The sequence below is a fragment of the Streptomyces sp. CY-1 genome, from assembly GCF_047218265.1.
GTDB classification, from domain to species: Bacteria; Actinomycetota; Actinomycetes; order Streptomycetales; family Streptomycetaceae; genus Streptomyces; species Streptomyces niphimycinicus.
On the sequence record NZ_CP178393.1, the window covers coordinates 7,733,681 to 7,747,046 of the forward strand.

The following is a 13,366-nucleotide window of genomic DNA, read 5'->3' on the forward strand; positions in this document are numbered from 1 at the left end:
TCACACTAACGCTCCTGATCGTAGGTGCTGCCGGGGCCGAAGCCCTGTTGGTCATGCTGGTCACGCCCGGGGGTCCCGGTTCCCGCGCTGCGCCCCCGCTGGACGCCGCGGCGCAGGTTGCTCAGCCTGCCGCGGATGTCCTCCGGGGCGCGGGAGACCTGGGGGCCGCCCTGTCCGGTCGGTTCCGCGGAGCCCTCGACCAGATTGGCCTTGGGCACCCGGCGGGGCAGGCCGGATGTGGTGACCCCACCGGCCTTCGGGTCGCGCAGCCGCTCGGCACGGTGCCAGCGCTGGTCGTTCTCCGACTGCCATGGGGCACTGTCCTCCTGCTGCTGGGGTGTCTGCCGGGGTCGCTCCGGCGCCGTGGGCGCCGCCGGGTCCCCGGCCATCCCCTGTGTCCCTGTTTCCTCGGACGGCTGCCACTGCCGGTCGCGACGCGGAAGCCCGGCGTCGGTCATCGAGTGGATTCCGCTCGGGGAAGGGCCCGGACGGTGGAACTCTACGCGGTCCCGAGAAACTTCGGGAGCGCTGGGTCCTGATTCCGCTTCGGTCCCGAACTGCGACGCGTAGGGCATCTCGAAAGATCCGGAATCGCCCCACTCTCCCTGTTGAGAGGGGGAGTTGTAGCCGATGTACGGCTGCTGTTCGGGTTCCGTTTGAGTTGCGTAATCCGCTTCCGGTTGCGAATAGCCGGAATTCTGGTACGACGACTGCGCCGGCGGATCGGCGGGCGCCTGTCCGGGCCGCGGATCCCGCTCGGGCGGGGTGGCCCCCATTCCGCTGTACTGGCCCTGAAACTGGTGATGTCCCTGGTCCCGGTCGTAGGCGGAGTCGTCGAAACCCAGCTCGGCGGCGGTCCGCGAGGACAGCTCGCTCATGTCCTCGAAGGCCGGGGCGGGCCGCGGCTCGGGGACGATCCGGGAGACCGTGAAGTCGTCCTGGGGCAGCTCCTCGCCGCCACCGCCGTGGGTGATCGCCTCGGGCAGCATCACCAGTGAGGTGGTGCCCGTCTGCTCCCCGGAGGGGCGCAACTGGACCCGGATGCCGTGCCGGTCGGCGAGGCGGCCGACCACGAAGAGCCCCATGCGCTGGGAGACCGTGGCGTCCACCGTCGGCGGATTGGCCAGCTTGTGGTTGATGTCGGCGAAGTCCTCGGCGGTCAGGCCGATGCCCTTGTCGTGGATCTCCACCACCACCCGGCCGTCGGGCAGCCGGGTCGAGGTGACCCGCACCTTGGTGTGCGGGGAGGAGAAGGTGGTGGCGTTCTCCAGCAGCTCGGCCAGGAGGTGCACCAGGTCGGTCACCGCGGTGCCGTGGATCTCGCTCTCGGAGATACCGGCCAGCTCGATGCGCTCGTAGGACTCCACCTCCGAGGAGGCGGCGCGCAGCACATCGATCAGCGGCACCGGCTGGTTCCAGCGCCGGCCGGGCTCCTCGCCCGCGAGGATCAGGAGGTTCTCGCCGTTGCGCCGCATACGGGTGGCCAGGTGGTCCAGCCGGAAGAGGTGCTCGAGCTGGTCCGGATCGGCCTCCCGGCTCTCCAGTTCGGAGATCAGGGTGAGCTGCCGCTCGATCAGTCCCTGGTTGCGACTGGAAAGGTTGGTGAAGATCGCGTTGACGCCGCCGCGCAGCATCGCCTGCTCGGCCGCGAGCCGGATCGCCTCCCGGTGCACCTGGTCGAAGGCGCGGGCCACCTCGCCGATCTCGTCCTTGGTGTTGATCGGTATCGAGCTGACCCGGGTGTCCACCCGTCCCGGGTCGGTGCGGGAGAGCTGGCCGACCACCGCGGGCAGCTTGTTCTCGGCGACGTCGAAGGCGGCGTTGCGCAGTTGCTGCATGGAATGGCTCATCGAGCGGGCCATCCGGCCGGCCACGAAGAAGGCGGCGAGCAGTGCCAGCACCACGATCGCGCCGTTCACGATCGCATCGCGGCGGGCGTCCGAGGAGATCTGCGCCGCCTCGTTCACGGCTCTGTTCACCAGGGTCTGCTCGACGTCCCGGTAGGCGTTGAACTTGATCGTGGAGGCGTTGAACCAGGCATCCGGGGTGACCCCCTGGCCGGCCAGCGCGGTGGGCGAGGCGCCGCTGCCGATGGCCTTGCGCATCTGGTCCATACCGGGCGGTGCCACGAACTTCTTGCCGTCCGCCTCGGCCTTCTGCTTCGCCTCGGCGATTTGCTCCTGCGCACGCTTCTCGGCCGCCCTGAGGGTGTCCTCGAGCCGGGTCACGTCCTGCGGTGTGCCGGCCGCCTCGAACTCCCCGAGCGCGATGCCCTCGAGATAGACGTACGAGGTGAAGGAGGTGAGCTGGGTCTTGCGGTCGGTCGCCGACGGACCGGGCTTGACCAGCAGATGGGTGCCGATGGAGCGCTGGAGCGACTCCGCGCCCTTGGCCAGGGATACCGCGTAGACGGTACGGCCGTATGACGTGATATTGCCGGTGCCCAGGCCCAGTTCATTGGCGAATTCGATCAGCCCATGCTCGACGGCGACATAGCCCTCTTCGGTCTTCACACCGTTCAGGCGGTCGGTGTAGGCGTTCCGGCGCAAGGAGGCGAGCTGCGGTTCTGCGGTTCTGAAGGCTTTGAGGCGGCGCTTCATGGTCGGCGTCTGCGGCATATCGGCGACGGCCTTGTCGAAGTCCTTCTTCGCCGCGTCGCTGGCGGCCCGCGCCTTGGTCACGGTGGCCTCGTTGGTGCCGCTGAGCAGCGGGCCCGCGCTCAGGTCGCGCTCGTTGACCAGGGCGTGGGCGTAGGTGGTGGCGGCCCGGACGACCTGCGCGGTGCGTTCGGCGTCCCGCGCCTCGTTCCAGGTGGAGACCGAGGAGGCGACCTGGAAGCCACCGAAGACCAGGGCGACGAGCACCGGGATGAGCAGGATCGCGTACAGCCGGCCGCGCACCCGCCAGTTCCGAGGGGAGATCCGGCCACCGCTGGGTGGATCCGGTGCCTCGGCGGGCGACGCCGCTGTGCCTGAACGCGGCGGCGGGGTGAAGTTCCCTCGCGCGTCTTGCGCGGGGTCCGGCTTGCTTCGCCTCACTCGACCAACAACCTCTCGGCATCGGCACCATTTGTGCCGTTCCCAGCTAATCCCTGACTGCCCAGTTCAGCGAATTCCAGCACGCCCCGCTGGTGCTTTCCAAACAGTGCGCAAAGCGCTCAGTACGTTGTCTGGACCAGAGAAAAAAGGGGCGTTAGGGCTGAGATATGTCAAATACCGAAGTATTTGAGTGCGCAACGCAGCGGCACGATCGCGCTCCGTATCGAGGGGCGGGACATATCTCTGTCGAAACGTTATGAACGGCGAGCGGGCCGTATCGTCCGACACGGCCCGCCCTCCGTCCGATATCCGGTAACTTCCGGACGGCGTCGACTACTTGAGCCGAGCCATCAGCGCATGCTCGACCAGCGTGATGAGCGCGCTTTTGGCCTCGGTGCGATGGCGCGCGTCCGTGGTGATGATGGGAGTGTCCGGGCCGATCTGGAGAGCCTCGCGGACCTCTTCGGGGTTGTAGGGCTGCTGGCCCTCGAAGCCGTTGAGGGCGATGACGAAGGGCAGCCCGGAGTTCTCGAAGTAGTCGACCGCGGGGAAGCAGTCGGCGAGCCGACGGGTGTCGACCAGCACCACGGCGCCGATCGCGCCACGCACCAGGTCGTCCCACATGAACCAGAAGCGGTCCTGGCCCGGCGTGCCGAACAGATACAGGATGAGATCGTCGTCGAGCGTGATGCGGCCGAAGTCCATTGCCACGGTCGTCGTGGTCTTGTCCTGGACATGGCTCAGATCGTCGATCCCCGCCGAGGCGGAGGTCATCACGGCTTCGGTGCGCAGCGGGTTGATCTCCGAGACCGCGCCGACGAACGTGGTCTTGCCCACGCCGAAGCCGCCCGCCACCACGATCTTCGCCGAGGTGGTCGCGCGGGCGGGGGGAGCGCCGCTAGAGCTTGCGAAGTCCACTGAGCACCCTTTCGAGCAGTGTCACATCCGGGGTACCGCCCGCTTCCGAACCGCCCCCGGGCTGGTGGATCGCCACCATGCCGGCCTCTGCCAGGTCCGCCACCAGGATCCGCGCCACACCCAGGGGTATGTTCAGCAGCGCCGAGACCTCGGCGACCGACTTGACCTCCTGGCACAGATGGCAGATCCGCTGGTGCTCCGGGAGCAGCCCCTGTAGATGCACGGGGTCGGCCGTGGTGCTGACCAGCGCCTCGATGGCGAGCTGGTAGCGCGGCCGGGTCCGGCCACCGGTCATGGCATACGGGCGCACCAATGGCTGGTCGCCTTCACCCCCGTACGGCGATTGGTGATGGCCGCCGTACGGGCCGGGCGAGGCGGGGGGCGGGGTCATGGATCCTCCGGTCGGACAACAAGGTGACGGGCGTGCCGTCGGTCGGTGCCGGTGGGGGCCCGCCGGCCGTGCGGCCGGGGGGACAGGCGTCGGATGGTCGATGGATCAGTTCAACAGGCTGCCCTGAAGCTCGGCACGCAGGTCGGGGGTGAGGACACTGCCCGCGCGGTCGACCAGCAGGGCCATCTCGTAGCCGACGAGGCCGATGTCGCACTCGGGGTGTGCGAGCACGGCGAGGGAGGAGCCGTCGGAGATGGACATGATGAAGAGAAAGCCTCGTTCCATTTCGACGACGGTCTGGTTGACCATGCCGCCTTCGAAGATGCGGGAGGCCCCGGCGGTGAGCGAGGTCAGGCCGGAAGCCACCGCCGCCAATTGATCGGCTCGGTCACGGGGGAAGCCTTCGGACATCGCCAGAAGGAGTCCGTCGGCGGAGACCACGACCGTGTGGGACACCCCGGGGGTGTTGTCCACGAAGTTCGTGATCAACCAGTTCAGATTCTGCGCCGCCTGGCTCATCGGGCTCAACTAACGCTCCTGCTGGTAAGTCGGGCCAATGCCGCGATCATGGTTGTCGCCGTATCCGGTACCGGCCCGGCGACCCTGCTGAATTCCACGGCGGAGGTTGGTCAGCCTGCCGCGTACATCATCGGGCGCGCGGGACACCTGCGGCCCAGCCTGGTCGGGCTGGGGCTGGTGTGCGGCACCCTCCACGAGGTTTGCGCGCGGCACCCGCCGTGGCAACCCGGACGACGTGATACCGCCGGCCGCCGGTTCGCGGACCTGTTCGGCGCGGCGCCAGCGCTCGTCGTTGTGGGGCGACGTACGCCAGTGGGAACCGGTGTTCCGGCCGTTGAGGCCGGCCCCGTTGGTGCCGCCGGGGCCCGCCGCGGCGCCCGATCCGGCGAAGTCGCCCGTGCTCTGGGCACCGGCGAAGTCGCCCATGCCCTGGGCCGCCGGCAGCGGCTCGTGGGCCGAGGGCGGCGGTACGGCGGAGGCGGGCCGACCGGGCGTGGGCTCGGGGGCGGACGGCGCGGACGGGTACGACCGGCCACCGTCCTGGGAGTCCGATATGCCCGGGTCCTCGCCCTGGTTGAGATGCCAGGACGACTCGATGGTGTCGAAGATCGGCGTACGGCCGTCACCGGGGCCGGCGGGCGGCAGCGGATCGTTCGGGCGCCCACCGGGCTGGCCCTGGGGACCCTGGGGCAGCGGGTACTCACCGGTGCCACCCATGTCGGGGCGGGGGTACTCGCCGGTGTCGCCGGGGCCGCCCATCGTGGGGCGCTGGTACTCGCCGGTGTCGCCCATGTTCGGGCGGGGGAGTTCGCCGGTGTCGCCCGGGCCGCCCATGTTCGGACGCGGGAACTCGCCCGTGTCCCCGGGGCCGCGGCCGCCGCGCGGGGCGGCGTCCTCGAACCGGGGCTGGGCGTACTCACCGGTGTCACCCGGGCCCTGGCCGAGCTCCGGGCGGGCGAACTCGCCGGTGTCGCCGGGGCCGCGGCCGTAGTCGGGCCGGTTGAACTGGCCGGTGTCGGCCGGTCCCTGGCCGCCCTGCGGTCCATTGGCCCCGCGGCGCGGCTCGAACAGGTTGGGGCCGTCGCTCAGTTGCGGCAGCTCGCCGGTGTCGCCGGGGCCGCGGTTGCCGAACGGGTCGCGCCGGTCCCCGGAGCCGCCGAGGTCCGGACGGGCGAACTGGCCCGTGGAGTCGTACTCCTCATGCCCGCGCGGGGTGTCGACCGCGTCGCGCGGCGTGACCGGCCAGTCGTCCTCGCCGGCCGCGGCGCGTGCGCCCCAACTGGTGCCGGGCTGGGACGGGGCCGGAAGCTCGGGTGCGGGGCCGCGGGTGGGCAGTTGCGGACGGCCGCCCTGGTCGCCCCCGTCGGCACGGGCCGGGGCGCCGGTCGGCGGGGCGACGGTCGGGCCGTCGTTGCGCTGCGGAAGCGGGGGACGTCCGGAGGGGGCGCCGGGACCACCCTGACCGCCGGGACCGCCCTGACCGCCGGGGCCACTCTGACCGCCGGGACTGCCCTGACCGCCGGGGCCCGTGGGGGCGTTGCTCCGGGGGCCCGGAGGCCGTCCGCCCTCGAAGAAGTTGGTGCCGCCTGCCGGGGCGCCGCCCGCGGGGCCCGCACCGGCGCCGACCGGCCGGGTCGGCAGTCCGCTGCCGCCGTTGCCCGGCAGCGCGGTGCGCGGACCCGAGCCCGGGACCTGGCGCCGCGAGGGCGCCGAACCGAGCAGTCCGGCCGAGCCGTTGCCCTGGCCGCCACCGACGGCCGGTGCACCCTGGCCCGACTTGCCGCCGGCGGCCTGCGGCGCCGGCTTCCGGCCGCCCTGGGCGACATCGACCGGCAGCATGACCAGCGCCGTCGTACCGCCCGAGTCGGACGGCCGGAGCTGGATGCGGATGCCATGACGCAGCGACAGCCGGCCGACCACGAAAAGGCCCATGCGCCGGGACACCGACACATCGACCGTGGGCGGGGAGGCCAGCCGCTCGTTGATCGCCGCAAGGTCCTCGGGCGAGAGCCCGATACCGGTGTCGTGGATCTCGACCAGCACCCGCCCGTCGGGCAGCGCGTGACCGGTGACCTTGACCTTGGTCTGCGGCGAGGAGAAGGACGTCGCGTTCTCCAGCAGCTCGGCGAGCAGGTGGACGAGGTCGTTGACGACGCGCCCGGCGACCTCGGTCGCCGGGACCGAGCTGAGCTCGATGCGCTCGTACTGCTCCACCTCGGAGGCGGCCGCGCGGAGCACGTCCACCAGCGGCACCGGCCGGGTCCACCGGCGGCCGGGCTCCTCGCCCGCGAGGACCAGGAGGTTCTCGCCGTTACGGCGCATACGGGTGGCGAGGTGGTCCAGCTTGAAGAGCGAGGAGAGCTGGTCCGGGTCGGCCTCGCGGCTCTCCAGCTCGGAGATGAGCGAGAGCTGGCGCTGGATGAGGCCCTGGCTGCGGCGCGAGAGGTTGGTGAACATCGCGTTGACGTTGCCTCGCAGCAGCGCCTGCTCGGCGGCGAGCCGGACCGCCTCGCGGTGCACGTCGTCGAAGGCCGCGGCCACCTTTCCGATCTCGTCCCGGCTGTGCACACCGACGGACTCGACGGAGGTGTCCACATCCTGCGGATCGGACTCGGAGAGCTGCTTGACCAGTTCGGGCAGCCGCTTCTGGGAGACCTCCTGCGCGGTGTCCTGGAGGCGGCGCAGCGAGCGGACCATGGAGCGGGCGACGACGAAGGCGCCGACCAGGGAGACGCCGAGGACCAGGAGGATCAGCGCACCGTTGAGGATGGCGTCCTGCTGGGCGGAGTCGCGGAGCTCACGAGCCTTCTGCTGCATCTCGCTGAGCAGCGTCTCCTCGATCTTGCCCATCTCTTCGATCTTGATACTGTCCTGGTCGTACCAGTCGAGATCGGTGCGCTTCTCGGCCTTCAGCCCCTCGGGGTCGCGCACCGCGCGGTCGGCGTACATGGTCGCCGCCTTGATGTCGGGGCGGCTGTCCAGCGGTTCGAGCAGATCCTCGGAGTTGCCCTGGCGGATCTGCTTGAAGCGGCCGAGCGCCTCGTTCTCCTTGTCCACCGCGGTCCTGGCGAAGCGGCGGTCGTTGGCGGAGAAGTCGGCGCCCTTGGGGTCGGCGAGCGCGGCGCTGATGAGCGCGCGCTGGATGGAGGCGTACTCCTTGGCCGAGGAGAAGGTGGCGAGCGCGCGGGTGTTGTTGATCATCGCGCGGTTGCTGGTCGCCTGCGCCATGTCCTGGGAGAGCAGCAGCAGCGAGTTGATCAGCTCGTTGTAGTTCTGGACCGTCAGCGAGTAGTACTCACTGTTGTCGTAGGCCGTGTCACGGACCTCGTTGATCTTGCCGAGCTGACGGTCGATGTTGACGAGCGTGGACTGCACACCGGCCAGCGACTGGTCGCCGGGGTCGATCTGGTGGGTGGCCTCGCGGAAGGCCGTGATGGCGCGGTTGGTGTCCTCACGGGTGGAGACGACCCGGTCGTCCTTGTCGTTCCCCTTGCCCGCCAGCGGACCGGCCGACTTGTCGCGCTCCTCCTGGAGCGCGCTGGCCAGTTGGGTGGCCTGCTGCGTCATCTTGGTGAGCAGCTTCATCTGGTCGAGCTGCTGGATGTTGTCCAGCGAGCCCTCGATGCGCAGCGCCCCCAGGGTGGTCGCCGCGACCACCGGGAGGGTGAGCAGGGAGACCAGTCGGGTGCTGATGCGCCAGTTGCGCAGGGCCATGCGATTGCCGGGCCCGGTGGGGCCGGAGGACTTCGGCTTGGCAGGCTGCTCCGCGTCTCCGCCGCCACTGGGCGCACTGATCCGGGTAGCGCTCTGCGTGCCGGCCTCGGGGCTCTGATCACCCAGGGTCCTGCCGCTGCTCCCCTGGGCGCGCTGGGGCGAGGAGCCGCGGTCGGTCCCGCCACGCGGCTCCGGGTCCGCCGAAGCGTCCCCACGGCCCTGGCGGGCCTGGGGAGCCCCCATACCATCCCTCTTGATACGTCCCTGCACTAGCGTCGCAACCTCTGGACCAGGCGCCCCTCCGGAAGACCGGCGGAGCGGTGTCGAGTCGTGGGGGACCGCGATCCCCCCTGTCGGTCGTGAGTGACCGGCGCGCTTCCTTTCATGTCGACAAGAGGAGCCCCCCGCCGCTCGGCGCCTCTGTGCTGCGCCCCCGTGCGCGCCGGCCGATTCCCGCGGCGGTCCCGGGAATTCCAGCACAGTGCCGGATGCTGCAACAAGGGCAATGGATAAGGCTGTGATCCGTGTGACGCTCAGTGCGGACTTTATTACGGGACGTAGAAAGTCATGTCGGCGATAACGGACTTTCGGGTACGAACCGAAGGTCGCAATCGAGTGTCCGGCTAGCGATGATCAAGAGCGGAACGTCGCGTTCAGGTAGGCGATGTCCGTTTAGGGCGATTGCGCAACTGTCTCCTATGCGGCTTTTGCCTGATCATTCGTGAGCAATATCACATGCTGACGGTGACTTTTCCTGCGATTCCATGGGCAAGGCCGCCTCTAGCCTGACGCTTTACACAGCCGGTACGGACGACAAGAACGAGGCGTAAACCCAGTGAAGACGACGATGATGTTCCACTCCATAGCCAACCCGCGGCGCACCACCCTGGCCCATCTCAAGGACGTCCAAGAGCTGGGAGAGGCCCAGGACATCAAGGACGCCGGCGACCTGCCGGCCGCGCCCGAGGAGCAGTCGGAGCACCGCGTCGACCTGCCGAACCGGACCGCGAACCCCAAGCGCACCGTGCTGACCGAGGCCCCGGGCCACTGATCCGCCGGGGCTGTGGCGGACGCCACCACTCCCGGCAGGCGGGACGGCGGCGCGCGGGACGCGGAGCGATAGCCTGGAGCGTCAGTCTCCAGCGAGTTCAGTCAAGGAGCCAAGGCTTCCCGTGCGCATCGCCAGATTCTCCATCGACGGCAACGTCGCCTTCGGCGTGGTGGAGGGTGAGCCGTCCGATCAGGACGGCCCCGTCATCGACATCATCAAGGGCCACCCCTTCGCCGAATTCGAGCGCTCGGGCCAGAAGGTCCCGCTGAGCAAGGTCCGGCTGCTGCCGCCCGTCCTGCCGAACAAGGTCGTCGGAATCGGGCGCAACTACGCCGAGCACGCGGCGGAGCTGGGCAACGAGGTCCCCGAGGTCCCGGTCGTCTTCTTCAAGCCGTCCACCTCCGTGATCGGCCCCGGCGACCCCGTCACCTATCCCTCCTTCTCCTCCGAGGTGCACTACGAGGCCGAGCTGGCCGTGGTGATCGGACGGATGTGCCGTGAGGTTCCGCGTGAGCGCGTCAAGGACGTCATCCTCGGCTACACCTGCGGCAACGACATCACGGCCCGCGACGCCCAGCGGAGCGAGAAGCAGTGGGCGCGGGCCAAGGGCTTCGACACCTCGTGCCCGCTGGGCCCCTGGGTGGAGACCGATATCGACCTGACGCGCGCCGCCGATCTCGGCATCATGTGCACCGTCAACGGCGAGCAGCGTCAGCTCGGCCGGACGAGCGAGATGGTGCGCCCGATCGAGGATCTGATCGTGCACATCACCGAGGCGATGACGCTGCTCCCCGGCGACGTCGTACTCACCGGCACTCCGGCGGGCGTCGGCCCGCTCTCCGTCGGCGACGAGGTCGCCGTCACCATCGAAGGCATCGGCACTCTCACCAACAAGGTGATCAAGCGTGGCTAGCGCATCCCCCTCCGCCCCCGTGCGAGTTCGTTTCTGTCCCTCGCCGACCGGCAACCCCCATGTCGGCCTGGTCCGCACGGCCCTGTTCAACTGGGCCTTCGCCCGTCACCACGGCGGCACCATGGTGTTCCGCATCGAGGACACCGACGCCGCGCGCGACTCCGAGGAGTCCTACACACAGCTCCTGGACGCCATGCGCTGGCTGGGTTTCGACTGGGACGAGGGCCCCGAGGTCGGCGGACCGCACGCGCCCTACCGCCAGTCGCAGCGGATGGACATCTACCGCGAGGTCGCGGACAAGCTGCTGGAGGCGGGCCACGCCTACCGCTGCTACTGCACCGCCGAGGAGCTGGAGGAGCGCCGCGAGGCGGCCCGCAAGGCCGGCCGCCCCTCCGGTTACGACGGCACCTGCCGCACCCTGACCGCCGAGCAGATCGCCGCGTACGAGGCCGAGGGGCGCGTCTCGATCGTGCGCTTCCGGATGCCGGACGAGCCGATCACCTTCACCGACCTGGTGCGCGGTGAGCTGACCTTCACCCCCGAGAACGTCTCGGACTACGGCATCGTGCGGGCCAACGGCGCGCCGCTGTACACGCTCGTCAACCCCGTGGACGACGCGCTGATGGAGATCACGCATGTGCTGCGCGGCGAGGATCTGCTCTCCTCCACCCCGCGGCAGATCGGGCTCTACCGGGCGCTCGCCGAGATCGGTGTGGGCTCCGGCGAGGTGCCCGCGTTCGGCCATCTCCCGTATGTCATGGGCGAGGGCAACAAGAAGCTCTCCAAGCGCGATCCGCAGTCCTCGCTGAACCTCTACCGGGAGCGCGGCTTCCTCCCCGAGGGGCTGCTCAACTACCTCTCCCTGCTGGGCTGGTCGCTCTCCTCCGACCGGGACGTCTTCTCGCTGGCGGAGATGGTCGAGGCGTTCGACATCTCGGGGGTGAACGCCAACCCGGCGCGGTTCGACCTCAAGAAGGCCGAGGCGATCAACGCGGACCACATCCGGCTGCTGGATGTGAAGGCGTTCATCGAGGCGTGCGAGCCCTGGCTGAAGGCCCCGCACGCGCCCTGGTCCCCGGACGCCTTCGACGCGGACGGCTTCGCGGCGCTGGCCCCGCTGGCCCAGACCCGGCTGACGGTCCTGTCCGACATCACCGCGAACGTGGACTTCCTCTTCCTGGACGAGCCCGCCCAGGACGAGGCGTCCTGGGCCAAGGCCATGAAGCCGGGCGCCGACGCGCTGCTGGCCTCGGTCCGTACCCGGCTCGCCGAGGCGGACTGGGATGCCGAGACCCTGAAGGCCGCGGTCCTCGCGGCCGGCGAGGAGCACGGCCTCAAACTGGGCAAGGCCCAGGCACCGCTGCGGGTCGCGGTCACCGGCCGCACGGTCGGACTGCCGCTGTTCGAGTCCCTGGAGGTCCTGGGCCGCGAGCGCACCCTGGCCCGTGTGGACGCGGCGCTGGCGAAGCTGGCCGGATAGCCGTGCGGGGCGCTGCCTGGGCCTGTGAGGCGGCGCCACTCGCGGTGATACTCGTTTTGGTGGCCCGTCCACCATCGGGTAATGTTCTTCCTGCGCCGGACGGGCGGGCCGAGAGGCCGGACCGGGGCGCAAGCCAAACAAAACCCCTTATGGGGGTGGCGTTTTGGTGGGGTATGGTGTAATTGGCAGCACGAGTGATTCTGGTTCACTTAGTCTAGGTTCGAGTCCTGGTACCCCAGCAAGAGATCCGTCGGATGAGTGATGGATCTCTTGATCAAAGCAGGACCAAGCCCCCGTTGTGTAGCGGCCTAGCACGCTGCCCTCTCAAGGCAGTAGCGCCGGTTCGAATCCGGTCGGGGGTACGGATCTCTTCGAAAGACGGAGATCGCTAGGGCCCCCGTTGTGTAGCGGCCTAGCACGCCGCCCTCTCAAGGCGGTAGCGCCGGTTCGAATCCGGTCGGGGGTACTGGTCTATACCATGGGCTATGGTGTAATTGGCAGCACGAGTGATTCTGGTTCATTTAGTCTAGGTTCGAGTCCTGGTAGCCCAGCGCAGCACCTGTGCTGATTCAGGCCCCCGTTGTGTAGCGGCCTAGCACGCCGCCCTCTCAAGGCGGTAGCGCCGGTTCGAATCCGGTCGGGGGTACCAGCGAAAAGCCCTCCGCGACAGCGGGGGGCTTTTTCGTGCCCCGGCCATGGCTCACTCCGCGAAGCGGCGCCCGGATTCCTCGGTTTGCGCGAGCCGCCGCAGGCTGAGCAGCACCGGCTCATAGAGCACCGTCAGCGCCACCACCGCGTCGATCCGCTCGGGCGGGGTGTCGTAGGTCTCCACCAGGTCCAGGTCGGCGACGGCCAGTTCACCCGCCAGCCGGGCGTGCACCAGCAGATGCTCGGTGTCATGGGGATATCCCAGGCGGTCCAGCGAGGCGATGGCCGCGACCAGCATCCGGTAGGCGGGGGAGGTGTCGCCCAGCTCCTGGCCGTGGGACCAGTCCATCCGCCGCAGCACGGTGTCCACCTGCTCCCGGGCCCGCGCCGCGTGCGGATCGTCCTCATCGGGCTCGGCGCCGTGCGGCAGTGCCCACACCGCGGCTCCCATCCGGGCGTTCTGACTGAGCGACTCGTCCTCGGCGGCCTCCAGCACCTCGCGCGCCGTCGCCACCGGCATCCGGCCGACCTGGATCAGCGAACGCACCAGCCGCAGCCGGCGCAGATGCTCCTCGCCGTACTCGGACTTGGTGGCGGTGATCCGCTCTCCCGGCGGCAGCAGCCGCTCGCGCAGGTAGTACTTGATCGTCGCGGTGGGCACTCCGCTGCGCTCGCTGAGCTCCGCCAGTCGCAT

At 69.7% G+C, this 13,366-nt stretch carries 9 protein-coding genes and 5 tRNA genes; 8 read left to right on the top strand and 6 right to left on the bottom strand.

What is annotated here, in order from left to right; genetic code table 11:
- Positions 1–5: 5 nt before the first annotated feature.
- The 5 genes from ACK1X7_RS33315 to ACK1X7_RS33335 all read right to left on the bottom strand — a co-directional run bounded on the left by ACK1X7_RS33315 (position 6) and on the right by ACK1X7_RS33335 (position 8,823).
- A complete protein-coding gene (locus ACK1X7_RS33315; protein WP_385142677.1) occupies positions 6–3,038 on the bottom strand; it encodes a sensor histidine kinase in 3,033 nt (1,010 codons plus the stop codon).
- Positions 3,039–3,371: 333 nt separating this feature from the next.
- Positions 3,372–3,956 (bottom strand): GTP-binding protein, encoded by a 585-nt coding sequence (locus ACK1X7_RS33320; protein ID WP_078643928.1) that lies wholly within the window; start codon positions 3,954–3,956, stop codon positions 3,372–3,374.
- Complete coding sequence (locus tag ACK1X7_RS33325; RefSeq protein ID WP_014055140.1) at positions 3,937–4,347, bottom strand: DUF742 domain-containing protein; 411 nt, start codon at positions 4,345–4,347, stop codon at positions 3,937–3,939. Before ACK1X7_RS33325 ends, ACK1X7_RS33320 begins: the two co-directional genes overlap by 20 nt.
- 105 nt (positions 4,348–4,452) lie before the next feature.
- Positions 4,453–4,875, bottom strand: coding sequence for a roadblock/LC7 domain-containing protein (locus ACK1X7_RS33330; protein ID WP_078643930.1), 423 nt, complete (start codon positions 4,873–4,875; stop codon positions 4,453–4,455).
- Positions 4,876–8,823: a sensor histidine kinase gene (locus ACK1X7_RS33335; RefSeq protein ID WP_413116060.1), complete on the bottom strand. Its 3,948-nt coding sequence runs from the start codon at positions 8,821–8,823 to the stop codon at positions 4,876–4,878.
- 592 nt (positions 8,824–9,415) lie between these two features.
- Here ACK1X7_RS33335 and ACK1X7_RS33340 point away from each other — a divergent pair.
- The 8 genes from ACK1X7_RS33340 to ACK1X7_RS33375 all read left to right on the top strand — a co-directional run bounded on the left by ACK1X7_RS33340 (position 9,416) and on the right by ACK1X7_RS33375 (position 12,673).
- Positions 9,416–9,631 carry a hypothetical protein gene (locus ACK1X7_RS33340; RefSeq protein ID WP_216345311.1) on the top strand — a complete coding sequence of 72 codons (216 nt, stop codon included), beginning with the start codon at positions 9,416–9,418 and terminating at the stop codon, positions 9,629–9,631.
- A 121-nt stretch (positions 9,632–9,752) separates the two neighbouring features.
- Positions 9,753–10,544, top strand: coding sequence for a fumarylacetoacetate hydrolase family protein (locus ACK1X7_RS33345; protein WP_216345312.1), 792 nt, complete (start codon positions 9,753–9,755; stop codon positions 10,542–10,544).
- Positions 10,537–12,024 carry a glutamate--tRNA ligase gene (gene gltX / locus ACK1X7_RS33350; protein ID WP_385142670.1) on the top strand — a complete coding sequence of 496 codons (1,488 nt, stop codon included), beginning with the start codon at positions 10,537–10,539 and terminating at the stop codon, positions 12,022–12,024. The genes ACK1X7_RS33345 and gltX overlap by 8 nt, the downstream gene beginning before the upstream one ends.
- Before the next feature lie 167 nt (positions 12,025–12,191).
- A tRNA-Gln gene (locus tag ACK1X7_RS33355) sits at positions 12,192–12,263 on the top strand.
- Between the two features lie 50 nt (positions 12,264–12,313).
- A tRNA-Glu gene (locus ACK1X7_RS33360) sits at positions 12,314–12,386 on the top strand.
- Positions 12,387–12,417: 31 nt separating this feature from the next.
- A tRNA-Glu gene (locus ACK1X7_RS33365) sits at positions 12,418–12,490 on the top strand.
- Positions 12,491–12,503: 13 nt separating this feature from the next.
- A tRNA-Gln gene (locus tag ACK1X7_RS33370) sits at positions 12,504–12,575 on the top strand.
- Between the two features lie 22 nt (positions 12,576–12,597).
- Positions 12,598–12,673 (top strand) — tRNA-Glu (locus ACK1X7_RS33375).
- 51 nt (positions 12,674–12,724) lie between these two features.
- On the opposite strand, the gene ACK1X7_RS33380 is transcribed toward ACK1X7_RS33375, so the two are convergent.
- A complete protein-coding gene (locus ACK1X7_RS33380) occupies positions 12,725–13,366 on the bottom strand; it encodes a MerR family transcriptional regulator (RefSeq protein WP_385142667.1) in 642 nt (213 codons plus the stop codon).